Source organism: Domibacillus epiphyticus (assembly GCF_001975785.1).
In the GTDB taxonomy this organism is placed as follows: domain Bacteria; phylum Bacillota; class Bacilli; order Bacillales; family Domibacillaceae; genus Domibacillus; species Domibacillus epiphyticus.
The window spans coordinates 84,069-109,069 of sequence record NZ_MSFI01000011.1 but is presented as its reverse complement, the minus strand read 5'-3'; the positions used below and the strand labels follow the sequence as shown (position 1 = coordinate 109,069).

At 39.9% G+C, this 25,001-nt stretch carries 30 protein-coding genes; all 30 read left to right on the top strand.

The window, feature by feature from the left end; all coding sequences use genetic code 11:
• Nucleotides 1-261: 261 nt before the first annotated feature.
• Complete coding sequence (locus BTO28_RS08200) at nt 262-1,134, top strand: PaaX family transcriptional regulator (RefSeq protein WP_076765118.1); 873 nt, start codon at nt 262-264, stop codon at nt 1,132-1,134.
• Between the two features lie 20 nt (nt 1,135-1,154).
• Entirely contained in the window at nt 1,155-2,135 is a 981-nt protein-coding gene (locus BTO28_RS08195; protein ID WP_076765116.1) for an NAD(P)H-dependent flavin oxidoreductase, read from the top strand.
• 25 nt (nt 2,136-2,160) lie between these two features.
• Complete coding sequence (locus BTO28_RS08190; RefSeq protein WP_076765114.1) at nt 2,161-2,934, top strand: enoyl-CoA hydratase/isomerase family protein; 774 nt, start codon at nt 2,161-2,163, stop codon at nt 2,932-2,934.
• Entirely contained in the window at nt 2,919-3,932 is a 1,014-nt protein-coding gene (locus BTO28_RS08185) for an MBL fold metallo-hydrolase (RefSeq protein ID WP_332888713.1), read from the top strand. The genes BTO28_RS08190 and BTO28_RS08185 overlap by 16 nt, the downstream gene beginning before the upstream one ends.
• Before the next feature lie 236 nt (nt 3,933-4,168).
• Complete coding sequence (locus BTO28_RS08180; RefSeq protein WP_076765112.1) at nt 4,169-5,101, top strand: Phenylacetic acid catabolic protein; 933 nt, start codon at nt 4,169-4,171, stop codon at nt 5,099-5,101.
• A gap of 1 nt (nt 5,102) precedes the next feature.
• Complete coding sequence (locus tag BTO28_RS08175; protein WP_076765110.1) at nt 5,103-5,429, top strand: metal-sulfur cluster assembly factor; 327 nt, start codon at nt 5,103-5,105, stop codon at nt 5,427-5,429.
• Complete coding sequence (locus BTO28_RS08170) at nt 5,426-5,656, top strand: hypothetical protein (protein WP_076765108.1); 231 nt, start codon at nt 5,426-5,428, stop codon at nt 5,654-5,656. Before BTO28_RS08175 ends, BTO28_RS08170 begins: the two co-directional genes overlap by 4 nt.
• A gap of 5 nt (nt 5,657-5,661) precedes the next feature.
• Nucleotides 5,662-6,291 carry a Phenylacetic acid catabolic protein gene (locus tag BTO28_RS08165; RefSeq protein ID WP_076765106.1) on the top strand — a complete coding sequence of 210 codons (630 nt, stop codon included), beginning with the start codon at nt 5,662-5,664 and terminating at the stop codon, nt 6,289-6,291.
• A gap of 24 nt (nt 6,292-6,315) precedes the next feature.
• Nucleotides 6,316-7,110 carry an enoyl-CoA hydratase-related protein gene (locus BTO28_RS08160; protein ID WP_076765104.1) on the top strand — a complete coding sequence of 265 codons (795 nt, stop codon included), beginning with the start codon at nt 6,316-6,318 and terminating at the stop codon, nt 7,108-7,110.
• Between the two features lie 47 nt (nt 7,111-7,157).
• Entirely contained in the window at nt 7,158-7,958 is an 801-nt protein-coding gene (locus BTO28_RS08155; protein ID WP_076765102.1) for an enoyl-CoA hydratase/isomerase family protein, read from the top strand.
• A 213-nt stretch (nt 7,959-8,171) separates the two neighbouring features.
• Nucleotides 8,172-9,734 (top strand): benzoate-CoA ligase family protein, encoded by a 1,563-nt coding sequence (locus BTO28_RS08150; RefSeq protein ID WP_076765100.1) that lies wholly within the window; start codon nt 8,172-8,174, stop codon nt 9,732-9,734.
• A gap of 10 nt (nt 9,735-9,744) precedes the next feature.
• Complete coding sequence (locus BTO28_RS08145) at nt 9,745-10,197, top strand: acyl-CoA thioesterase (RefSeq protein WP_076765098.1); 453 nt, start codon at nt 9,745-9,747, stop codon at nt 10,195-10,197.
• A gap of 41 nt (nt 10,198-10,238) precedes the next feature.
• Nucleotides 10,239-11,267, top strand: a complete 1,029-nt coding sequence (locus BTO28_RS08140) for an NAD(P)/FAD-dependent oxidoreductase (protein ID WP_076765096.1) — start codon at nt 10,239-10,241, stop codon at nt 11,265-11,267.
• Between the two features lie 148 nt (nt 11,268-11,415).
• A complete protein-coding gene (locus BTO28_RS08135) occupies nt 11,416-12,636 on the top strand; it encodes an ABC transporter substrate-binding protein (RefSeq protein WP_408606648.1) in 1,221 nt (406 codons plus the stop codon).
• 20 nt (nt 12,637-12,656) lie between these two features.
• Nucleotides 12,657-13,523, top strand: a complete 867-nt coding sequence (locus tag BTO28_RS08130) for a branched-chain amino acid ABC transporter permease (RefSeq protein ID WP_076765092.1) — start codon at nt 12,657-12,659, stop codon at nt 13,521-13,523.
• Nucleotides 13,523-14,512, top strand: coding sequence for a branched-chain amino acid ABC transporter permease (locus tag BTO28_RS08125; RefSeq protein WP_076765091.1), 990 nt, complete (start codon nt 13,523-13,525; stop codon nt 14,510-14,512). Before BTO28_RS08130 ends, BTO28_RS08125 begins: the two co-directional genes overlap by 1 nt.
• Before the next feature lie 15 nt (nt 14,513-14,527).
• The gene (locus tag BTO28_RS08120) at nt 14,528-15,304 is read left to right on the top strand and encodes an ABC transporter ATP-binding protein (protein WP_076765088.1); all 777 of its coding nucleotides are present in this window, start codon (nt 14,528-14,530) and stop codon (nt 15,302-15,304) included.
• Nucleotides 15,291-15,983 (top strand): ABC transporter ATP-binding protein, encoded by a 693-nt coding sequence (locus BTO28_RS08115; protein ID WP_083711404.1) that lies wholly within the window; start codon nt 15,291-15,293, stop codon nt 15,981-15,983. Before BTO28_RS08120 ends, BTO28_RS08115 begins: the two co-directional genes overlap by 14 nt.
• A gap of 40 nt (nt 15,984-16,023) precedes the next feature.
• Nucleotides 16,024-16,179 (top strand): hypothetical protein, encoded by a 156-nt coding sequence (locus BTO28_RS17105; protein ID WP_158068799.1) that lies wholly within the window; start codon nt 16,024-16,026, stop codon nt 16,177-16,179.
• Nucleotides 16,180-16,608: 429 nt separating this feature from the next.
• Entirely contained in the window at nt 16,609-17,187 is a 579-nt protein-coding gene (locus tag BTO28_RS08110) for a TetR/AcrR family transcriptional regulator (RefSeq protein ID WP_076765084.1), read from the top strand.
• Between the two features lie 667 nt (nt 17,188-17,854).
• A complete protein-coding gene (locus tag BTO28_RS08100) occupies nt 17,855-18,223 on the top strand; it encodes a DsrE family protein (RefSeq protein ID WP_076765079.1) in 369 nt (122 codons plus the stop codon).
• 12 nt (nt 18,224-18,235) lie between these two features.
• On the top strand, nt 18,236-18,949 hold the full coding sequence (locus tag BTO28_RS08095; protein WP_076765077.1) for an isochorismatase family protein: 714 nt from the start codon (nt 18,236-18,238) through the stop codon (nt 18,947-18,949).
• Nucleotides 18,946-19,755 carry a DUF3891 family protein gene (locus BTO28_RS08090; protein WP_076765075.1) on the top strand — a complete coding sequence of 270 codons (810 nt, stop codon included), beginning with the start codon at nt 18,946-18,948 and terminating at the stop codon, nt 19,753-19,755. The genes BTO28_RS08095 and BTO28_RS08090 overlap by 4 nt, the downstream gene beginning before the upstream one ends.
• 32 nt (nt 19,756-19,787) lie before the next feature.
• On the top strand, nt 19,788-20,051 hold the full coding sequence (locus BTO28_RS08085) for a hypothetical protein (protein WP_076765073.1): 264 nt from the start codon (nt 19,788-19,790) through the stop codon (nt 20,049-20,051).
• Nucleotides 20,023-21,117 carry a zinc-dependent alcohol dehydrogenase gene (locus BTO28_RS08080; protein ID WP_083711402.1) on the top strand — a complete coding sequence of 365 codons (1,095 nt, stop codon included), beginning with the start codon at nt 20,023-20,025 and terminating at the stop codon, nt 21,115-21,117. The genes BTO28_RS08085 and BTO28_RS08080 overlap by 29 nt, the downstream gene beginning before the upstream one ends.
• A gap of 41 nt (nt 21,118-21,158) precedes the next feature.
• Nucleotides 21,159-22,325 carry an aromatic ring-hydroxylating oxygenase subunit alpha gene (locus tag BTO28_RS08075; protein WP_076765068.1) on the top strand — a complete coding sequence of 389 codons (1,167 nt, stop codon included), beginning with the start codon at nt 21,159-21,161 and terminating at the stop codon, nt 22,323-22,325.
• Nucleotides 22,326-22,338: 13 nt separating this feature from the next.
• A complete protein-coding gene (locus BTO28_RS08070) occupies nt 22,339-22,821 on the top strand; it encodes an aromatic-ring-hydroxylating dioxygenase subunit beta (RefSeq protein WP_076765066.1) in 483 nt (160 codons plus the stop codon).
• A gap of 159 nt (nt 22,822-22,980) precedes the next feature.
• Complete coding sequence (locus tag BTO28_RS08065; RefSeq protein ID WP_076765064.1) at nt 22,981-23,424, top strand: SRPBCC family protein; 444 nt, start codon at nt 22,981-22,983, stop codon at nt 23,422-23,424.
• Nucleotides 23,425-23,589: 165 nt separating this feature from the next.
• Nucleotides 23,590-24,471, top strand: coding sequence for an FAD binding domain-containing protein (locus tag BTO28_RS08060; protein WP_076765062.1), 882 nt, complete (start codon nt 23,590-23,592; stop codon nt 24,469-24,471).
• Nucleotides 24,468-25,001: a (2Fe-2S)-binding protein gene (locus tag BTO28_RS08055; protein ID WP_233129844.1), complete on the top strand. Its 534-nt coding sequence runs from the start codon at nt 24,468-24,470 to the stop codon at nt 24,999-25,001. Before BTO28_RS08060 ends, BTO28_RS08055 begins: the two co-directional genes overlap by 4 nt.

Genomic DNA, 25,001 nt, shown 5'->3' with positions numbered 1-25,001 from the left:
GATGCAAAAGAAGGACTTAGCGCGTTCCTTGAAAAACGCAGCCCTGACTGGAAAGGGATGTAATCACTACTGAAACTATTCGCAAATGGTGTTTAAGAACCTACACTATATTCGCCCATTTTCAAACCAGTATGCCTATTCGGTTTATACTGGTTTTTCTTTTATTGGGAAAAGACCAGGAATCATGCGTTGCTTGTAAAGTGAAAAATGATAATAGATAATAGGTAGGTGAAGTTATCATTTGAACAGGATTGGTGAGCTATGAAACCGAGATCATTAATGTTTACGTTTTTTGGTGAATATATTAAGCACTACGGCGGGGAAGTTTGGATGGGCAGCTTGATTAAAATGATGGCTCATTTCAATATATCGGAATCTTCTCTAAGGGGAGCAGTCCTTCGCATGGTGCAGCAGGATTATTTAAAAGTAAGAAAGATAGGAAATAAAAGTTATGCGTCTTTAACGGAAAAAGGCAGAAGGAGAATGGAAGATGGACTTGCGAGAGTTTATTCCGTACGCAATTCGCAGTGGGATGGCCACTGGCGGGTCATCATTTATTCTATTCCGGAAAATAGACGGGAACTTCGAAATCAAATCCGTAAAGAGTTAGGCTGGACAGGGTTCGGCATGATTTCCAACAGTACATGGGCTAGTCCAAATCCGCTGGAAGATCAGGTTTTGGAAATGGCAAAAACATACGACCTGGAAGATCATATCCTTTTATTTAAAACAAGTTCGATCCTTTCACATACCAATGAAGAAGTAATTCATAAAGGTTGGGATTTAGAGGAAATATCCGCTGAATATGCGACTTTCATAAGCAACTACGAAGGAAAATTTGAAGAGTTAAAAGAAAAAACGTGGAACGGTTCATTGTCTGAAGAAGATTGTTTTGTCATGAGGACGATTCTTGTTCATGAATATCGAAAATTTCTATTTGTCGATCCCGCCCTCCCAACAGATCTTCTTCCGGAAGGATGGAATGGGTTAAAAGCGAGGGAGCTCTTTTTTAATTTACATCAAATCCTGTCAGTACCGTCAACAAAGCACTTTGAAACAATCTTTAAACACGCGCCAGATCAAGAGCCTGTCCTTAATCGGGATAAGGCTGTCAATCCATTTATGGGGGTATAATCGTTAAGGATGTGTGGTCAATGAAAAATAGGGTTTTGGAAGTATTGGGCATCTCCTATCCTATTATAGAAGGCGGGATGGCCTTCATAGGCGATGGGAAATTGGCAGCAGCTGTATCAAATTCCGGTGGTTTTGGCCAGGTGGCGGCTGCTGGCCACGGGGCGAAGGAGTTTGAGCGCCAAATAGAGGTTGCTGCTTCTTTGACGGACAAACCTTTTGGCGTCAATATACCAATTGGCAGGATGACAATCGACCATCCATACTTTCACATAATCAAAGCACATAAAAGGAAAATTAAAGCGGTCAGCCTTGGAGCAGGTGATCCAAGACCATTCATTTCTGCATTAAAAGAATGGGGTCTAAAAGTCATGACTGTCGGCGGGACTGTGAAACATGCGATTCATGCAGAGAGATACGGCGCTGATCTCTTTATTTGTGAAGGATTTGAAGCAGGAGGAAGAAATAGTCCGTATGAGTTAACTTTATTCAGCCTGCTTCCTCAAGTTGCGAAAGCTGTTCAGCTTCCGATAGCAGCAGCAGGAGGAATTTCCAACGCTCAAGGTGTATTGGCTGCGCTTGCACTTGGTGCAGAAGGTGTACAAATTGGGACACGTTTTATCGCTTCGCATGAAAGTCCTGCCCATATGGAATATAAAACAAAATTAGTTGAAGCGAAAGATATGGATACAATAGTCCTAGAAAGAAGCATCGGACGGGTCAACAGGGTCATTCGAACAAACATTGCGGATGAAATTCTGGAACTGGAAAAGGAGACGCCTTCATTTGAACAATTATATCCTCATATTAACGGACTGCGTAATAAAGCGGCTGCCATCGATGGCAATCTAAATGAAGGTTGGCTGCACTCTGGACAATCGGCGGGATTAATCGATTCTGTGGAGAGTGTACAGGACATTATCGAGGATATTGTAAACGGGCTGACAATAAACGAACAAAAAGTAAGCGCATTCATTAGTGAGCTTGAAAATGTAATTGAATGAAGTGAAGGAAGGAGAAATGCACAGAATGGCTAAATCATACCGTACTATTCGTTTTTTTGTAGAAGATCACGTCGCTTTTATCGTTTTAAATCATCCTCCGGTCAATATTATGAATATGAAGATGATGGAAGAACTTTGTGATGCGCTGGATGCTGTTTCGAAAAATCAGGATCTGTTTGCTTTAGTGATCAAAGCGGAAGGAAGAGTCTTTTCTGGAGGAGTGTCCGTAGAAGATCATATGGGAGATTTAGCAGAACCGATGCTGCATCTTTTTCATAAAATCTTTCACATTATGTCAGGACCGCTCTGTCCAACTATTGCGGTAATTGAAGGAGCTGCAATTGGAGGAGGGTGTGAGTTGGCCACATTTTGTGATATTGTATATGCGACTGATCAAGCAAAGATTGGGCAGCCGGAAATTAACTTAGGGTTATTTCCTCCTGTTTCTGCTGTCTCATTCCCGCAGATAACCGGCTTTAATCGAACAATGGAATTAATGCTGACAGGGGACATAATATCCGCAGAAAAGGCATATGAATATGGTTTCATCAATAAAGTTGTGGCAAAAGAAGAAATCGATCAAGAAGTACGGAATCTTTTGGACAATTTAAGGAAAAAAAGCCCGCTTGCTCTCCGCCTTTCAAGGAAAGCTGTCCGTGAAGCGATGGCAGCTAGTTTCTCCGCGTCAATCGGGAAAGTAGAACAAATTTATTTTAGAGAATTAATCGTTTCCGATGATGCACAGGAAGGGCTGCAATCTTTTGTAGAAAAGAGGGAGCCTGTTTGGAAAAATTCATAGTGGATAAGAGCGGGGAAATCATGACGATTCAGCAAATTGATGAGACGATGTACAGAGTCGCTATCCCTGTTCCTTTTCCAATGAAGTATGTCTATTGCTATGTATTCAAAGAACCAGATGGATGGAGTATCGTGGATACGGGGTTGAATAATAATGAAGCGGCAAAAGCTTGGGAAGATGTGTTTTTTTCATTAGGTATTGAAGAAGATCGGGTCAATGCGATTGTGATTACCCATTTTCACCCTGATCATTTTGGCCTCAGCGGCTGGCTTCAAGAAAAAACCGGGGCGCCAGTGTATATAAGTAATACAGATGAACAAATGGTTCATCGTGTTTGGGGGGAAGGCAGCAGGCAAGCCGAAAAAGTAGGAGAGATGTGCAGAGAGCACGGGGCTCCTCCCGAATTAGCAAAATCTATTGAGCATAATATGAAAAGATTATCAAAGTTTGTTCACCCGCTGCCGAAGTTAACCGTACTGCCAGAAAATAAAATAACTCTGGGCGGAAACGTGTGGGAAATTATCGAAACGCCAGGGCATAGTGATGGGTTAATATGTCTATATCAGAGGGAAAAGCATTATTTACTTGCAGCGGATCACGTACTGGATAAAATTACGCCGAATATAAGTTTATGGCCTGATTGCGATAAAAATCCGTTACAGAACTACTTTGAATCTTTGAAAAAAGTACAAAACTTAAATGTGGATATCACATTAACCGCACATGGAAACATTGTCAATCATCTTGCTGTACGGGTGGAAGAAATATTCGTTCATCATGAAAAAAGGCTTGAACAAATCGAAATGTTAGTAAACGATGGCTGGACAGCCTACGAAGTGGCTTCCTATCTATTTGAGAATAGAAAATTGACCACTCACCAATGGCGGTTTGCGATAGCTGAGATTGTTGCCCATCTGGAATACCTTGTTTTTGAAAAGCGTGTTGTAAAAGAAGTAAAAGAAAACAAGTATGTGTATATGCAGAAAAAAGCCAGTTAGAACAGAAACTTTATGTTTTTTTTAAATCCGTAACCAATACAGATGATGAAAGAGTGTTTTTTAAAAATGGAGCTATCTGAAAAATTTTTTTCAGATAGCTTTTTTGTGTTGAATATACTGAATTTAGTAAAAAAACTGAAAATTATCACTTTTAAGACTTGACTTTATTTTATAATATTTTTATTATGTTATTAATACGATTGTTAAAAAAACGTAATTAAAAAGAGGTGGAAAAAGTGGGGACGAACCTTCTAAAAGATAAAGTAAATAATGGATTTATTGTTGAACGAGCAGAAGATATGAATGAAGAATATTTAAAAGCCATAAAACAAACGCTTTTGATTGTGGGAGACACGGAATTATTAAGTGTTCCGCCGCTGCTTACCGTCTACGATCAGGCACCGACGCTAAATCATAAGATCACGGCGCTGGCGATTATGCAGGATGAAATTGGGCATGCTCATATTGCTTATCGTCTTCTTAAAGAATTAGGAGAAGATGTAGATGAACTTTTATATAAACGTGAACCAAATCAGTGGAAGAACCCGTATGCATTTGATTTTGAATTGTCAAATTGGGTTGAACTGGGGGTGTTTAACGCTTATTTTGACCGTGCAGGTTATACCCTGTTAGGAGATGCGTTCGAACATACATCTTATGGTCCATGGAAACGGGCATTGGTAAAAGTCGATAAGGAAGAACTGTTTCATTTGCGTAACGGCGAGATCATTATGAAATCTGCTATGAAAGATCCTGAATTAAAAGAACAGGTTCAAAAAGCAAGTGATTGGATGTTCCTGATGGCTCTTGAATTTTTCGGGGTCGCAGATGATTTAAAAAGCCGTTCAGCACAGCTTGATTATAAACTCAAAGGAAAAACAAATGATCAGCTTCGTCAAAAGTGGCTTTCAACAGCCGTTCCATTCTGCGAATCGATCGGCGTTAAAGTCCCTGCGCATTATGATGAGACAAGCGGGAAATATGTACTGGACGTCCCATTTCCATGTAAGTTTGATGCAGAAAAGAAGCAGTGGCTGACGGATCAGCCGGATACATGGGAAAACGTAATTAAACGTTTTAAAAACCGTGGACCAAGAAATTCAGAATTTGTAGAGCGCTTACAAAAAGGTGCGAATGAACTGGAAAACATGCGGAAAGAGGTGAGCTAACGTGGCGGTGCATGTACAAAATGAACAAAAGTATTGGGATGCGCTTAAGGAAGTGATGGATCCTGAGTTTCCAATAAGTGTAGTGGATATGGGGCTTATATACGGAATAAAAGAAGACAGCGGAACAGTGAAGGTCACAATGACGTTTACAGCTGTAGGCTGTGCGTGTACAGAATGGATTAAAGGTGACATTGAAAAACGGCTGCTGGATGAACCGGAAATACGTTCAGTGGACATTCATGTTGTATGGGATCCGCCATGGACAGTGGATCGCCTCACGGAGGAAGGGAAGCAAAAAATGAAAAATTGGGGGGTCAGTTCCCGATGAACACAAAAAAGAAAAGCCTGTGTGTCTATGATGTATTTACACGTATCAAGCGGGGTGACGACCTTGTTCATATCGGCTCAGTTGAAGCTGAAACGGAAGAACTGGCGAAAGTATACGCGTCTTTTACGTATGACGAGGAAAAATGGGTTGAGATGCTTGTTGTAAAAAGAGATCAGATTTATTGGATACGGAAGCCAGAAGCATTGCTTGAAAAAGAGGAGGCATGAGGGATATGGCAGAACAAGATAAAGGGTTGCAAGCCCTTACTTCAATACTTGAAACGATCGCAGACAATAAATATTTATTAGGAGACCGGCTTGTTGAAGTAGGTATTAGCGGCCCAAGACTGGAATCAACACTTTCTGCTGTCGCTATGGCACAAGGTGAACTTGGACACGCACGGCTCCTTTACAATTGGTCGTTAGATCTTAAGGGTTTCAAAGGAAGCAAGCCCGAAATTGAAAAACAAACAGGAAAAGCATTTCCGTTTGTTGAACGTGTTAATGACTGGTTGTCATTAATCGCGGCTTTATACGCTGTAAATTTGAGTGTGGATATTGTATTAAGAGCTATTTTAGAAGCGGATGAGAAAGAAGTGGCTTCCCGAATTCACAAATTAGTGAGAGAACAAAAAGAGCATATTGTCTATACCGAAGGATGGGTCCAGCAGCTATTGGAAGACAGTGCACCCATTCAGGAGAAGTTTCAGGGTTATTTAGATTCATTTATTCTTGAAGCAGTCAGCTGGCTAAAATCGATAGAAGGAAAAAAAGAATTAGCTGATGGAAACTACATCCTTCCAAACGCACAGCTGGCAGAGGAATTTGATCGAAGAGTACAAAAAATGGCAGTGCCCAATTAAACAATAGGGGGGTGAATTACTAGTATGACCCAAAGCGGCGTTCTGTTCGAAGTGAGAAACAATATCGGGTTTGTTCACCTTCACAACCCAAAAAAAGCGAATGCACTCAGTGAATTTTTAGTGAAAGATTTACAGGAACAAGTGAGAAAGCTGTCCACTGATCAAAGACTGCGAGCAATTATATTTACAGGTGGAGAAAGTAAGTCGTTTTGTGCAGGGGCTGACCTAAAAGAACGCCAAGAAATGAATGAGGGAGAAATTCGCTCATACGTTTCATTGTTAAGACAGACATTTAATGAAATAGCTGATCTGCCAATGCCGACAATTGCCTCCATAAAAGGTTTGGCTTTAGGGGGCGGCTGTGAGTTGGTGCTGGCATGCGACATGCGTGTAATGGAAGAGGATGCGGTAATTGGACTGACTGAAGTTTCCTGGGGAATTATTCCGGGGGCGGGCGGGACACAACGGCTTTCACAGCTAGTCGGAATTGGCATGGCGAAAAAACTCATTTTCACTGCGGCAAAGTTACCTGCAGAGCAGGCTGTTTCGCTAGGGCTGGTTGAAGAAATGTGCCCTTCTGGCGAAGCAGAAATGAAAGCGCTTAAAATAGCGGAGGGAATAGCGGCAAATTCCAATCATTCTGTTCAATTAGCAAAAAAGGCGATTAATTATCAATTTAAAGCGCAAGTAAATGAAGGTCTTTTAGAAGAATGGGCCTGTTATCAAGAGACCATTCCTCACCCTGATCGTTTGGAAGGACTGGCAGCTTTTAAAGAAAAGCGTCTCCCGGATTATAAACAAAGCGCAGCTGAAGTATAAGAGTAATTTATAAAAAAATTTCTTTTCATAAATAAGGAGGAATTACAATGACACTAGTAACAGAAACGAAAAAAGAAAATTTATCCGTCGTGAAAAAAGGATCTATTGCGGAAATCCATCTTCATGTAAATAAAGCAAACTCTTACACGCTTGATTACTACAGAGAACTGAATGAAGCCATTGACGAGATCCGATTTGACTCAGATATTAAAGTAGTCGTCATGGTCAGCGACATGCCAAAATTCTTCTCCGCTGGGGCTGATATTAATTTCCTAAAAGCGGCAGAACCGCGCTTTAAAACACAGTTCTGCCTGTTCTGCAACGAAACACTTGACAAAATTGCACGTTCGCCGCAGATCTACATTGCGTGCCTGGAAGGCCACACAGTCGGCGGCGGTCTTGAAATGGCGCTTGCCTGCGACCTCCGTTTCATGGGAGATAAATCAGGCAACATCGGACTTCCGGAAATCTCTCTCGGTGTTCTTGCAGGAACTGGCGGAACACAGAGACTTGCACGTCTCGTCGGATTCTCACAAGCACTTGACATGAACATAACAGGAGCGTTATACACGCCGCAGGAAGCGCTGGATATGGGGCTTGTCAACCGTGTGTTCCCGCAGGCAGAGACGAGAGCAAAAACAATGGAATACGCAGAGCGCGTAGCGAGCACTGCTCCATATGCCGCATCAAACATTAAACTGTCGATCATGAACGGGAAAGAAATGCCATTAAATGCGGCAATCCGCTATGAAGGAGAGCTGCAAAACCTGTTGTTCCGTTCGGAAGATGCAAAAGAAGGACTTAGCGCGTTCCTTGAAAAACGCAGCCCCGACTGGAAAGGGCTATAAGGATCTCATTGCTTAACATAAAAATGCAAGGACAGAAATATCTCTTCATCCCTAAAGAGGTGTTCCTGTCCTGTCCTTTGCATGGAAACCATTTGTTTCAGCGTGTTTTGTTTTGCTGCATGTGATGATACGAATACGATTATTCCTCCTAGACACTTTACCCTTACGTTTTTGGAAATGAAATAAATTGATTAAATGACAGGGGAGAAGAAAATGGATGTAAAGGGCATCGGGATACCTTATAATGCTGCCACAAAATTTATTGATGAAAAAATTAGTTTTGGTTTAGGTGAAAAAACCGCTATTTATTACCGTGATGAGCAAATCACCTATATCGAATTACAAAAATGTGTAAATAAGGTAGGCTATGCTTTAAAAGAATTAGGGATTGAAGCTGAAAATAGAGTGCTGCTAGTCTGTTATGATTCACCAGAATTTATCACTTCGTTTTATGGCTCCATCAAAATTGGCGCCGTTCCGATTCCGGTTAATACGATGATGAAACCAGGAGATTACGAATACTACCTTAATAAAAGCAGAGCAAAAGCATTAATCATCCATGAAGATTTATGGGAGAACATAAGCGCTTTTCGAGATAAGTTTCTTTATCTTCAGCATGTGATTATTATATCGGATGACCGGGAGAAGCTATCAGGCCGTGATTATCAGTATTGGGAACTAATCAAAAGTGCGCCGGATAACGTAAAAACAAGTTATACGTGCGGGGATGATGCTGCTTTTTGGCTTTTTAGTTCTGGCAGCACAGGTGAAGCCAAGGGTGTCATTCACTTGCAGCATGATATGGAATATGCGTTAAACACCTATGCGCAGGAAGTGTTGCAAATCACTGAAGATGATATTTGCTTTTCCGCTTCAAAACTATTTTTTGCATACGGGCTCGGCGGCGGGATGTATTTTCCGTTAGGAGCAGGGGCGTCCACTGTCCTGCTTTCAGAACGGCCTCTTCCAGAGAAAGTATTAAGTATAATCGAAACATACAAACCGACCATCTTCTTTGGTGTGCCAACACTTTATGGCTCGATTATGGATTATGTTGAACGAAGTGGAAACCAATATGATTTGTCATCATTAAGAATTTGTACGTCGGCTGGAGAAGCATTGCCTGAGGCATTTTTAAAGAGATGGAAGGAACTTTTTGGCATTGATATTTTAGATGGTATTGGCTCGACTGAGGCACTTCATATATACATTTCCAATCGCATCCATGATATCCGGCCGGGCACTTCCGGAAAGGTTGTTCCAGGCTACGAAGCGAAAGTAGTGGATGAGGATGGGAATGAAGTAGGGCCAAACACGGTTGGAGATTTACTCATTAAAGGAGATAGTCTCACCCCTGGCTATTGGAATCTTCATACTTTGAACAAGGAAAAAATAATCGGTGAATGGTTCGCTACCGGCGACAAGTATTACAAGGACGAAGACGGATACTATACGTATTATGGAAGAGCAGATGATATGTTAAAGATTGGCGGGATTTGGGTTTCGCCGGTCGAAGTAGAGAATTGCTTAGTGGAACATCAAGCAGTCCTCGAAATAGCCGTTGTCGGGGAAACAACAGAAGAAGGATTAACCTTATTAAAAGCGTATGTTGTATTAAAAGATGGTTATTCACCGTGTGATGAGTTGACAAATGAGTTAGTGAACTACGCTAAATCAAAACTGGCAAGGTATAAATTCCCGCGTGTGATTGAATATATTGATGAACTTCCAAAAACAAGTTCTGGAAAGATTCAGCGTTTCCGATTACGGGTGTAGGGAGGAACGTATGCGAAAAAATGAAATACAAGTACTCGTCAATTGGGGAGATACGGATGTCGCAGGAATTGTTTATTATCCGAATTTTTTTAAATGGTTTGATATTGCAGGGCACCACTTTTTTAGAAATGCCGGTTTGTCACCATTGAAGCTGTCAGAGGAACAACAGATCATTCTCCCGATACTGGATACGAGATGTACGTTTAAACATGCTCTTTATTATGATGATATTTTGACGATTAAGACGGCAGCATCGGAAATAAACAATAAAACCATCAAATTGAACCATGAAATATTTCGGAATGATACAATGGCTGGAAGTGGATATGAGCTGCGGGGATGGGTGAAAAAACAGAAGGACGGTTCCATTTCAGCAGTCCGTATTCCTGATCATGTCCGCCAGGTTTTAATGGATGAGCCGGAAACAGAAACGGTTGAACAAAAGCCGATGTTTAATGCATGATCATCTCATAAGGGTGATAGGAGGGAAGAAAAATAACACTTATAACCGATAATAAAGTGTATGATATAACCGTTATCGGTGGAGGACCTACGGGATTTTTCACCGCATTTTACGGTGGGATGCGCCAGTGCAGTGTAAAAATTATTGAAAGTATGCCGCAATTGGGCGGACAGCTGGCTGCACTTTATCCGGAAAAATATATTTATGATGTAGCAGGTTTCCCGCCAATACGCGCACAGGAATTGGTGAACAATCTAACATCGCAAATTGAACAATTTCATCCGACAATTTCATTGGAAGAATGTGTGTTAAATGTCGAGAAGCAAGCTGATGATTCATTCCGTATCACAACTGATAAAGCTATTCATTATTCAAAGGCTATTATTATTACGGCAGGTGCAGGCGCTTTTGAACCAAGACGGCTTGAACATGAAATGGCCGCCAAGTATGAAGGACAAAACCTTCATTATTTCATCAGTGATGTAAACAGCTTCAAAAATAAAAAGGTGGTTGTCATTGGCGGCGGAGATTCAGCAGTCGATTGGTCAATGATGCTTGAACCGATCGCAAAAGAAGTACACCTTGTTCACCGGCGGGATAAATTTCGCGCGCATGAGAGTAGTGTAGAAAACCTCAAAAATTCCCGAGTTACTATGCATACACCCTATACAGTAAAGGACTTAATCGGGGAAGAAAAGTTGAACCGTATTGTCCTGGAACATGTAAAAACAAAGGAAGAAAAAATGGCTGATATCGATGAATTGATCGTGAACTTTGGTTTTGTCTCCTCTCTAGGCCCAATTAAAGAATGGGGACTACATTTGGAAAAAGGATCAATTGTTGTTAATACGAAAATGGAGACCAATATTCCGGGTATTTACGCTGCAGGGGATATTACTGCGTATCCTGGGAAAGTAAAGCTGATTGCCGTCGGGTTTGGAGAAGGCCCGACTGCAGTGAATAATGCAAAAGGGTATATTGATCCGGGCGCAAAACTGCAGCCAGGTCACAGCAGTTCAATGGATTTTTCGAAAGATGAAAAGGAAAGATCACAGAATACACTTGTATAAAATCGCTTTTAGTCCCTTTAATGAATTGTAAATGGGAAGGAAGAAGTGTTCTAGAACCTCTCACATTATTAAAGTGAAAAGGGTATGTTTTAAGGATCTTGTTGAAAGCGTTTGCAATAGGGTGAAAATAACTATGATGGGGTGAAAGATATTGAATAAAAACGTTCTAATCACGCTGATCACGGCATGTTTATTGTTTCTGGGTGCTTGTGGAAATAGTGCCATTCAATCGACATCGGGTACGAATGAGAAGACTGAATCAAGCAGTGGTGGAAATGAATCGATCAAAATCGGCGCTCTATTACCAAACTCGGGAGTATATGCTTCCCTTGGCAAGAACTTAAATCGGGGCATGGAGCTTTATTTTGAAGAGATTAATTGGGAAGTAGAAGGAAAGAAAATTGAAATCATTAATGAAGATTCAGAAGCAGATCCACAAGTATCTCTTCGAAAAACAAGAAAACTAATAGAACAAGATAATATTGATATTTTAACAGGGACTGTCAGTACAGCTGTTGCATATGCCATTCGAGATGAAGTCGACAGCAAAAGGATGCCATTTCTTGTATCACATGCGGGTGGGAATGACTTAACGAGAAGCAAACGCAGCGATTATATTTGGCGCTCGTCTTTCAGTTCCTGGCAAATTGGAAACTCTATGGGTGAATGGGCGTATGAAAATGTAGGGAAGAAAATCTATTTGACAGCGGCAGATTATGCCTTTGGAAAAGAAGTGTCGGCTGCGTTTAAAGAAGCGTACACCGCTGCTGGTGGAAAGATTGCAGGAGAAGTATATCCTCCGCTTGAAAATAATGACTATTCTTCCTACTTAACAACGATTAGCGGCTCTGATGCGGATGCTGTTTATGCCTTTTTTGCAGGAAGTGATGCCGTACGGTTTGTTCAACAATATGAACAATATGGCGTGAAAGAAAAAATGCCATTAATCGGTTCAGGATGGCTTGTTTCTGAAGATCTCCGGGCGTCTCAAGGAAATGCATCAGAGGGAACTCTTGCAGCCACATTCTGGGATTATAACTTGCAAACTGACGAAAATAAAAAGTTTGTTACAGCTTATGAAAAAAAATATGGCGAGCGCCCAACACTTGAATCACTAGAGGGATATGATGCAGCACGCATTATTGCCGAAGCAGTTAAAAGCTTAAAAGGCGATGTATCGGATTCGAAGAAAGTCGTGGACGCTTTCTCGGAAGTTAACTTTCAAAGTCCGCGCGGCGAGTTCAAATTTGACAAAGAAACACATCACGTCATTCAAGATATGTACATTACAAAGGCAAAACTTGTTGACGGGAAATCGGAAAACGAAGTGATTGGTACAGTAAAACAGGTAAAAGATCCAGGAAAATAACTAGCAATGGAGGTGCATTAATGGACATCATTGGTGCTCAATTAGTGAATGGAGTCTCCTATGGACTTTTGCTTTTCGTTATTACATGCGGTCTGGCCCTTGTGTTTGGTATTCTTGGCGTTTTAAACCTTGCACATGGATCCCTTTATATGATTGGTGCATATATCGCTTATTCGGTGACGGTAAACTCAACAGAGAATTTCTGGATTGCCCTGATCATCGCTCCAATTGCCGTCGCTTTGTTATCATTGTTAATAGAAACCACATTGCTAAGATTGACTTACCATCTTGGCCATCTGTCGCAAGTCCTGCTTACATTTGGCTTAGCATACGTATTCCATGATCTTGCCTCGATGGTTTGGGGATCGAACGTTTTGACAGTTGCGCTGCCTCCTAGTTTATCGGGAACGACAACCCTTTTTAACCAGAACTTTCCAACGTATCGCTTAGTTGTAATAGGAATAGGCTTGGTGCTGGCAGCCGCTTTGTGGTTTATTCAAGAAAAAACACGGTGGGGTGCGATTATTCGAGCGGGTCTTTGTGATAAAGAAATGATCAGCGCTCTTGGCATAAATATTAAACTAGTTTTAACCATTGTTTTTATAATAGGCGGCTTTCTTGCTGGTTTTGGCGGGGTCATTGCAGCTCCCATACTTGGGCTTTATCCGAGTATGGAGTTCCAAACTCTGATCCTTGCCTTGGTTGTGCTCGTCATTGGAGGATTAGGATCCATCGCGGGAACATTTGCAGCCAGTATTTTAATTGGATTAGTCGAAACATTCAGTAAATATTTAATGCCGGAACTTAGTTTATTTCTCGTATTCGGTCTTATGGCGGTGATCCTGGTCGTAAAACCAAATGGATTGCTCGGAAAGAAGGTGGCCTAATGAAAGGGAATCACTCAATAAAATTTCTATTCATTTTTCTTTTAATGGCACTCTCACCATTTTTTCTTTCTCTGTTCCACTTGAATTTATTAATTGAGATATTAATTTTGGGGATTTTTGCTTTAAGTTTAAATCTTCTGGTAGGTTACACAGGTCTTGTTTCGCTCGGGCACGCTGCGTTTTTTGGAATAGGGGCATATGCATCCGGTATTGTCGCAAAAGAATTGTCTCCTAATTTGATTGCGACATTACCTGTTTCGTTGCTGGTTTCGATCCTTGTCTCCTCCATCATAGGGATGTTTTGCATGAAAGTAAGCGGGTTTTACTTTTTAATGTTAACCCTTGCTTTTTCACAAATGATTTATTCGTTCATTCATCAATCTACAGATTTGACCGGAGGAACGAATGGATTATCAGGAATTCCATCTCCACAATTGGGAGGAGTGGATTTTTCAAATCCGGTTTTTCTTTATTATCTTATTCTTCTCATCTTCGCGGCTGTCTTTACTGGCTTAAGCGTTCTAGTTCGGTCTCCGTTTGGCCAGGTGCTGATTGGCATTCGTGAAAATGAAACGAGAATGAAATCCATGGGCTACAACACAACGCTATACAAATATTCTTCGTTTATTATCGCTGGAGCCCTCGGCGGTGTAGCTGGAAGCTTATATACGAATTTTAACGGGTTTATTTCTCCAAGTGACGTCTATTGGACGATGTCCGGCTCTGTTTTGATTATGGTCATTATTGGTGGTGCCGGTACAATGGCAGGTCCCGTGCTAGGTGCGGGTTTAATCGTAATCCTTGAAACAATTGTCAGCTCTTACACGAACATGTGGATGCTCATTATCGGGGTCATCTTTATTCTCTTTGTTGTTTTCTTCCCGAAAGGAATTGTGGGAATAGGAAACTCACTCGTTAACAATTTAGCAAAAAGCAAGCCCCTTTACAATGAAAGTAAACCGGAAGCGGTCTATAAAAAAGACGCGTAAAATGGAGGCTGCGGAATGAATAGAGAATCCATCTTAAAAGTAGAAGGTGTTGGCAAGAGCTTTGGCGGACTCGAAATCTTGAGGAATATTACATTTGATGTTAAAAAAGGGGAGCGAATTGGCATTATCGGGCCGAATGGTGCCGGTAAAACCACTTTTTATAATTTGCTTGCCGGCGACCTAGACCCGAGTAAAGGAACGATCTACTACTGCGGACAAAACATTACGAACCTTCCCAATTATAAGAGAGCGAACATAGGTATTGTTCGAACGTTTCAAAAAAACAATTTATTAACTGATTTGACGGTTCTGGACAATTTGCTGCTCGTTCTTCAAAGAAAAGAGGGGCTTGGAAATGTTTGGTTTAAACCGCGTGTTGAAAAGCATTATTCGATATTATTTGAAAAAGCGAGAGAACTTCTCAGTAAGTGGGGATTAGAAAAACAAACACATAAAATCGTGAAGAGTCTATCTTACGGTGAGCAGAGGCAGATTGAAATTCTTCTCGGCATTGCAACTGATCCAAAAGTATTGTTACTAGATGAGCCGACAGCGGGGATGTCACAGGCAGAAACAAATTATATCGTCAATTTACTTCATACTCTGCCAAAAGAGTTAACCCTCATGATTATTGAACATGATCTTGAAGTTGTCTTTGGATTATCTGACCGGATGATTGTGTTATATAACGGTGGGATTTTAGTGGATGGGGATCCACAAATAGTGAGAAATGATAAGCGCGTCAATGACATCTACATTGGTCAGGGGGAGAGTCTTAGTGCTTCAAGTTAAAGAACTAAATACGTTTTATGGAGAAAGTCATATTCTTCACGATGTTTCCCTCACCGTCAAAAAAGGAAGAGTCACTGTGTTATTGGGGAGAAATGGAATGGGGAAAACGACAACCATCCATTCGATTATGGGAATGGTGCCTCCGAAAAAAGGAGAAATTCTTTTGCAAAATAAAGAAGTTCAAATGAAGCCGAGCTTTCAAGTGTCCAAATCAGGAGTAGCTCTTGTTCCTCAGGGGAGAAGAATTTTTTCAAATTTAACAGTGAAAGAAAATCTACTTACGACGCATAGACAGAAAAAAGGCGGGTGGACCCTTGAAAAGATATATGACATGTTTCCAAGGTTAAAAGAACGAGAAACATCGATGGGTGGAAACTTGAGCGGAGGAGAACAGCAAATGCTTTCCATTGGAAGAGCATTGCTTACCAATCCAAGTGTATTGCTGCTTGATGAGCCTTCAGAAGGACTGTCTCCATTAATGGTAAATGAAGTCATTGCCATTATAAAACGATTGAAAGAAGAAGGGCTAACCATGCTACTCGTAGAACAAAATCTTTCGATGGCTCTTGAACTTGCCGACCATATTTATATTTTAAACAAAGGAACTGTGGTGTTTACCGGCTCTAAAGAAGAGATGACCAATGAAATAAAAAATAAATATTTAGCATTAAGTACATGATGAAGAATGTTGAGTAAGTGTGAGGGGGGGGATCCTAAACATGGCCGTACAAGTAAAAAATTTAAAAGATGAATCTTATTCAGCAAACAAAGGTGATGAAATCTCTCCAGAAGATTGCAAGAAATTTATTGAAGACGCAATGAAGCACTTTGTTCGTTCAGGCTATGAGACATTAAATTGGGCACAAAATATGTAAAGAGCTGGGTACGCATTGCAAAAAAATCTGTAAACATTGTCTACTGGGACGTTGTTTTCAAAAGGCTGTCTATTAATTAGACAGCCTTTTCGCGTTATGATTTTTTTGATTGGTTCATTTTATCATGTGATAATACGGGACAGTTATTACCTCTTAAAAAAATTTAGTAAAAAGTGTGTAAGAAAACCTCACTAAACACGAGAAGAAAAAGTTTAAATTGTTATACTTAGTTTATAAAAATTAAATCTCTCAAGTTCTAAGAAGCAAAAATCTGAATAAATTATAAAACAAAACCCAAACGAGGTATTTTCATCTTTGAACATGAATGTATTCAAAAGGGGATAGGTGTTGCTGGATTGAAATTTAATGATTCAGGAGAGATGGAAGCGCTGTCTAGAACCTAACAACTAAAACAGGCAGGTATTAACAATGACTATAGACGACAAAATATTAAAAGAAGCAATTGATTTAATGGCGTTGAAAGGCTATAAAGGGGCAACTACAAAAACAATTGCTGAAAATGCCCAAGTTAGTGAAATGACCCTTTTCAGACATTTTGGAAACAAAAAGAAAATACTTGAAGCGGCAATCGATAGATATTATTACAGTTTTCAAATGAAAGAACTTTTTGAACAAAAAATTCAATGGCAATTAGGCAAAGACTTACTCTTAATTGCACAAACGTATCACATCATAATGAAAAAAAATAAAAATGTCATTAAGATCGCTATTCAAGAGGGGAAGAATGTTAAAGGATTATTGGATCATGTAAATAAGCATCCACGTCAGTTAAAAGAATTATTAGTAAAGTATTTTGAAGAAATGAGAAAAAAGAACCTTATTATTGAATCGAACTATGAACTTCAAGCAATGAATTTTTTATATATGTGCTATGGTCATTTTATATCGCGGTCTTTTGTTTCGGGGGACATCATTACGAAGACTCCAGAAGATGAAATCATTAAAGGCAGTGTGATGATTTTTGTGGAGTATTTAACACCTGAATAATTTTGCGTACGTGTTAGTTAGTACTAACTATCGGTAGTTCTCTAAAGGAGAATTGTGGAATGTTTTCCAAGGGAAGAAGAGAATGTCTATGATATAACAAAATTGGTGCAGTCCAGCTGGCATTTTCTCCGGATTTTTGAAGGGATAAGGGGGAAGGTGAAAGTAATTGAAAGCCTTGGACAACTCGGAGGACAGTTAGCTGCCTATACACGGAAAAATATTTTGATAATGCAGATGTTTCAAAAAAACCACAAGCTCTCTTTAATCAGTTAAAAGAGCAAGACAATCAATAGGATATAGCTGTTGGAAAGACAAATTAAAGAGTTCCAAAAAGAGAAAGAAAGCGTATTCATAAAAACATTTCTCCAAATCAATCATCATTACGGCAGGTCAAGCTGCCTTCACTCCACGAAAACTAGAAAGTAAAAAAACTCTTCAACACGAACATTCAAATATTCATTATTTAGTTGAACTAATCACAATTAAAAATAAAAGGTGGTGATTTACGGGAGATGGGATTCGGCATAAAGCTTTAATGTCAAAACCAATCACCATTGACCATCGCAGAGATAATTAAAATTACAGCCGGGACTCAGAATAAAGAATATGGGAGATGACAAGCAAGAACCTTATAGGGATAATATAAAAATTCAAGGGGTGGTAAAAAATGAAACTATTAATTCACTTAACACACGGACCTGAAGCACCTACACAAGCTGATCGTGCTTTTTTAATCGCAAAAACAGCCATAAAGGACGGGCATGAGGTTTCCATGTTTTTAGCGGGAAGCTCTGTTCAATTAATAAAAGATGAATACCTTGATTCTGTATTAGGAGTCGGCGTAACAGCAACAGAAATAAGAAACTCCTTTAATGAAATTATTGAGGGGGGAGGACGGATTGTATTATCACAGGTATCGTGTGGTGCAAGAGGTATTACGGATAAAGAGTTAGAAGGAAAAAAGGTTGAGCTTGGCTCGCCAAGTGTTTTAGTACAGTTGACTGCGGACAATGATAAAGTCATCACTTACGGATAAGGAGGGAAGAGGATGACTAACGTATGGGAAAAATATTTGGATGAAAAAGATGCCGAGATTTATTCAAGCGCAGGTTTGGGAATAAATTACGGCTTAGGAACACGTCCCGCTTTGGTTATTGTAGATGTGCAATATGGGTTTACAGGTGATGGACCTTTGGCAATTGAGGAATCTATTAAAAAATATCCTACAAGCTGTGGTCCAGCCAGCTGGAAGGCGATTCCCCATATTCAACGATTGCTTCATAAAGCGCGTGAGAAAAAAATACCTGTATTTTTCACCATAATAGAAGGAAGCAAAACGTCTGATAATGACCGTGTAGCGATTAAAGGCAGTATTTTTAACCACCAGGAACTGCTGGAAGGTGAAAAAGGAACAAGGGTAGTAGAAGAGCTAAAACCGATCGAAGGAGAAGTCGTTCTTTCAAAGAAAAAGCCAAGTGCCTTTTTCGGAACCCCGCTTGTAACATATTTAACTGGAAAAGGGGTTGATAGTTTAATCGTGACCGGCTGCACAACGAGCGGATGTGTCCGTGCTACTGTAATTGATGCTTTTTCCTTTCAATACAAAGTCATTGTACCCGAGGAATGTGTATTTGACAGAGGGATTACCTCGCATGCGATTAATTTATTTGATATGCAGCAAAAATACGCAGATGTAATGAGTAATGATGAAGTAATAAAAGAACTAAACCAATTAACCTTTAAGGAGGATCTGGTAAAATGATCATTTCGAAACAAGGGGGACAATTAGTATTAGTTAGACAGGATGAGCATGGAAAACAAGCAGCTGATGTTGCCCGCAGATGGGGGAATGATCAATTCCAAAAACTGGTTAATCATGAAAATGTCAGCTATGGAATCGAAAAACATGATGCAGGATGGAAGAAACCGGATGATCAAGTGCTGTTTAATAAGGCCACGAAAAGACCGCTAAACTTTATGGATATTAACCTTCCTAAGCATGTTGAATTCTACGAAAATGGCTACAGGGAAACGCTGCAAGAAGATCCTTACGCGGGGATGCTGCTAGGAATGCACTGGATTGGCCTTTACACGAGCCGATTTGGCTATGATCCTGCATTTACGTATAACGTTTCGGATGATTTGATTGATTTTATGGATAGCACCATTGTCAAGATCCAAAAAGAATGGGTGAATATTAAACAGCAATTCTGGAATAAAAAGGAGCAAAGAAGTGAATTTGAAGATCATATTTGGATGCAGTACGAATTTTTTCAAGTAATGGATCGTTTATCTTTGTTTATGTCTTTAAATGATCCAATGAAAGAAAATAACGTAACATTAGGACCTGTCCGAATGTCGCGTAAAAGTGATTTTGTTCATTTACATGTAGAGACCGCGGGAGATGGGACTCTCACACTTGATCCTTTCCCATTTGATTCTGGATTTAAAACAGTCATCCCGGCAAGGAAAATAGAAGACCGCGATTATGAAAATCATCGGGAAGCAAAAGAAATAGTAGAAAAAACTGAAAAAGAGAATATAGAATGGCATGTTATTCCGAAATAAACCTTCCATTCAAAAGTAGGTGAAAAATATAAATGGACAATGAATTCATTACATTAAAAAGTGAATTTGCCCATGTCAAAGTAAAAAAAGACACATCTGCAAATGGGACAAGACTATTAATTGAAGATGTTCGAACTGGGAAAATAAATTTTTTTGACCCTCTGGAGCTGGAATGTTTAGCATGGACAGAACATAAAGAACTAAATGATTTATTGAATCCATCCTTAACAAGATGGAGGCCGATTGAAGGTTTATCACAGGGGAGGAATGAAAAAATATATGGCGAAAATGGCTAAAGCAGCAGTTTTAACAAAAAAAGAAACGATTGAAATAATGGAGTTCCCTATTCCTGAAACGGGAAACAATGACGGGCTTTTGCGTGTAGAATCTTGTGGTGTTTGCGGGTTTGACAGTGAGGCGTATTTATTTGGCGGAAATGGCGTTTTTCAGCTTCCATGTGTGATTGGCCATGAGATTGTAGGGAGGATTGAAGAAATAGGTGAAGAAGCCGGAAAGCGATGGGGTGTTAAAGTTGGAGACCGAATTGCGGTTGAAGAATATATCCCATGCGGACATTGCGACAATTGCCTGACAGGTCATTATCACCAATGCTTCGAATTGCGTTATGGCGCCATGTCCATCGACCATTCCACAACCGCACTTTGGGGGGGATTTGCCGAATATATGTATCTCCATCCAAACTCAATTGTTCATAAAGTTAATTCAGATGTATCACCGGAATTGCTTCAGTTATTTATCCCGATTTCAAATGGAATCCACTGGGTGCAGGAAGTTGGGAATTGCCGGTCAGGTGATACAGTTGTTATTCAAGGACCTGGTCCAATGGGTCTGGGAGCAGTCATAGGCGCTAAGGAAGCGGGAGCAGGAAAGATTATTGTGACGGGGCTTTCGAAAGATGAGAAAAGATTGAATATTGCGAAAAAATTTGGAGCGGATCATATCTTTTATGCCGACACGCAGGATCTTGTGAATGAGATTGAGAATGTAACGGACGGCAAAATGGCTCATACGGTTATAAACGCTGCCACTGCTCCCCAACAGCTGGCCGTGTCATTGGATCTTGCAGGGCTGCGAGGTACGATTGTACATTCAGGTACGGACGACCGTCTGACGAAAGAAGTCATGGGCAGTAAAATAACATGGAAGTTATTAACGGTAAAAGGAGTATTGGGACGGCCAAAAAAAGCGGTTGGCACTGCCTTGCGTGTCATAGAGTCAGGGAAATACCCTTTGGAAAAAATGATCTCTCATTCTTTTTCTATAGATGAAGTTGGTCAAGCAATGGATATACATGCAAATGGCAAAGATGGATGTATTCATGTTGCCGTTGTGAATGAATAACGATGTGTTAATTTATAAATGGAAAGGATGGCGTATCTTGGATGAATATTAATGTAGATGAACTCGTGAGCCGAGATGGTGTTAGTGGGAAAATTTACACGAATCCAGCAGTTTTTGATTTAGAACTTAAACAGATCTTTGAGAAAACATGGGTGTACGTTGCTCATGAAAGCGAAATATCAAATCCAGGTGACTATAAAACGACAGATGTCGGGAAACATCCCGTCATCGTTACGAGAGGCTCAGATGACGGTCAATTTCATGTCATGTTAAACCGCTGCCGGCACAAAGCAGCTAGTGTCTGTCAAAGTGAGTGCGGCAATGCGAACTTTTTTCGCTGCGCATATCATGGATGGACATATTCTAACAATGGAGAATTAATTGGAATGCCGTTTCAAGACGGATATGATAAAGAATTTGATAAACAACATAACGGGTTAATAAAGCTTCCGCGAGTTGATAGCTATAACGGGTTTATTTTCGCAAGTTTTAACGAAGAGGTTTGTTCACTAAACGACCATCTCGGATACGCAAAAGAGTACATTGATCATATTGTCAATTCAGGGCCGGAAGGGATTGAATTAAGTGCTGGCGCTCATAAATATTCGTATAATGCCAATTGGAAGCTTCAAGTAGAAAATACGATTGATCCTTATCATTTAAGTGTAACGCATCGAAGCTTTTTTAATATTTTATCAAAGAAAACTGGAAAAAAATTTAACTTCAACAAAATTCATAATAATGAAAAAATTTCTGATCTTGGCAACGGCCATTCGTTATATGAATTAGATGGCGATTTAGGCATCGGAGCATTGCCATTTAATCTTATCATCTTTCCAAACTTAAGCTTTGTTGGTTCTCATGTAAGGGTTGTACACCCTGTTTCAACAGACAAAACAAATGTTAAACTTTACCCGTTTTTATTAAAAGGCAAGTCAGATGAAGTCAACGCTGAGCGAATTAGAAAACATGAAGGCTTTTACGGTCCTGCTGCATTTGGGACAGCTGATGATATAGAAGTTGGGTTTGATCGGGTAAGGGAAGGATTAAACGCAGATATAAAAAATGACTGGCTTCTAATGAGCCGTGGGATTGACAGGGAGACAGTGGATGAAAGAGGTGTAATAACAGCAACGTCTAGTGATGAAGTATCTGCAAGAGCGCTTTACAAGCAATGGAAGAAGTTGATGACAGTAGAAACGAGGTAAGGGAGGAAGGGAAATGGAATATGTCAAGACAAAAAGACAACAAATAGAGAAATTTCTTATCAAAGAAGCAGCGTTACTTGACCAAGATCTTTTAAACGACTGGCTTGATTTATTTACAGATGAATTAATCTATTGGATTCCTTCCGGCAGTAGTGATATCAATCCAATGAAACACGTATCTATTATTTATGATGATCGAATAAGGTTAGAGGAAAGAGTAAAGAGACTTCAAAGTGGTTTAGCATACGGTCAAGAACCAAAGTCCAAAACGTGTCATTTAATCACTAACATAGAGGTCGATACAGATGAAAATGAAAAAATAGTCGTCTTTTCCAATTTTCTGATTGTAGAATTAAGACGGAGCATCCAAACCATTTATTCGGGGAGAAATGAGCATCATTTAGTGCACATAGGTGATGATTTGAAAATTCAGTATAAAAAAATAGATTTATTAAATAAAAATGAGTATATCGGGAATTTAAGTTTTATCTTATAAAATGGTGTTTATGAAAAAGATGTTAACAAACCTGACAAAAATGAACGATAACTCTTGATTTTAGAGTATAAATAAAAATAGTGAAAAGTGTGTTATTGAAACTAAATGTTAAGCGATCAGCTGCACCGAAAATAAATTATTTACAAAATGGAGGAAATGATGAAATTAAATGGGGCTGCTAAGTTTAATGTAGATGTTAATAAGATTTGGGACTCACTTCATGATGAGGAAATCCTGCAAAAAGTTATACCAGGCTGTCAACAATTAACTTTAAATGAGAATGGTGAATATGACGTTATTTTAAAGCTTGGGGTAGCCGCAGTAAAAGGGGAGTATATCGGAAAAGTACGCTTAGAAGACATTGATAAGCCAAACTATTATATTTTACATGTGGAAGGAAGCGGAAATCCCGGTCATGTCGCTGCAAAGATGGACTGTCATTTATCCCAAATTGATAGTGGGTGCTCACTAAAGTGGCAATGTGATGCCGTGGTGGGAGGAACGATTGCAAGTGTCGGAAACCGGGTTTTATCTGGAGTAGCAAAATTTTTAGCAGACAAGTTTTTTAAGGACATTCAGAAAACGATTAAAACCTCCGTATAAAAGAGAAACTACGTTAATTATATAAATTTTATACTCAAAAAAGATTGAATATTCAATCAAATTATATAGTAGCAGCACTAGTGCTCAGCCGTGCTGGTGCTGAATTCAACAGTTCGCCGTATACAAAAAAGACTTTTAATATAAATCAGTTATTGGAGGTATAGGATGAAGCCGCCTAAATTTTCATATCATCGCCCCGGCAATTATGCTGAAGCTCTGGACTTACTGGATCAATACGGAGAAGACGCCAAGATCATGTCGGGCGGCCAAAGCTTGATCCCCATTTTAAATATGAGGCTGTCTACACCTAAACACATTATCGATTTAAGTAGAATAGACGATCTTAAAGGAATCAGGCAAGAAGGAAACATGATTGTAATAGGTGGAATGACTCGTCATGTTGAAGTGGAAAATTCAGATTTGATCAAGAAAAAGTGTCCGTTGCTTTTTGAAGCAATCCGGTGGGTAGGTCATACTCAAATTAGAAACAGAGGAACGGTTGGTGGAAGTATCGCCCATGCAGATCCTTCAGCAGAATTGCCATGTGTGCTGACAGCGTTGCGCGGTGAAATTGTCATTGTCTCGAAAGAAGAGGAAATAACGGTATCTCCGGAAGAATTTTTTCTCAGTTTCTTATTAACGTCATTGGAACCCGATCAACTGATAAAAGAAGTTCGTTTTCCAATTATACATGAAAGCTGCGGGTATGCATTTGAAGAGGTTGCCAGACGTCATGGTGATTTTGCACTCGTCGAAGCAGCAGCCGTTATTGATGTTGATGAGACTGGAAGGATATCAGAAGCCTTAATCGCCTTGGGCGGAGCAAATGCTGTCCCTTTTATCCCGGAGGAAGTTGAACGTTTTCTAATTGGAAAAAAACCAGATGAAACGATCCTGAAAGAGGCTGCGGTTATGCAGCTGGATGACCTTGATCCGGAAGGGGATATTCATGGTTCAGGGGAGTATCGAAGACATTTATCAGGGATATTGTTGGAGAAGGCGTTGTGCCGAGCCGCAGATCGTGCAATGGAAGGAGTGGAAATATGAGCGTATTTTCTATTGGAATGAATGTAAATGCCGATCGAATTGAACAACAAAATGTGGTTTCTGTTGCATTAAATGTAAACGGGGAGAAAATGGAGCGGCAAATAGAACCCAGGCTATTATTATCAGATTTCCTGAGAGATGATCTAGGATTAACAGGAACACATGTAGGATGTGAACACGGAGTTTGTGGTGCCTGTACCATTTTAGTAAATGGAGAGTCAGTCCGTTCTTGTTTAATGTTAGCAGTTCAAGCAGACGGCTGTGAAATTAAGACAGTAGAATCCCTTAGTTCGAAAGATGGTTCTTTGAATACGATTCAGCAAGCATTCGCTAACAATCATGCACTTCAGTGCGGATTTTGTACACCTGGGTTTTTAATGTCGATAGAAAGCTATATGAAAAACAATTCTAAACAGCCATCTGATGAAGAAATTAAGGAGTGCATATCAGGGAATTTATGCCGATGCACGGGATACAGCAATATCATAAGTGCAATAAAAGAAGCATACTCTTCCAAAAATTCTCAATAA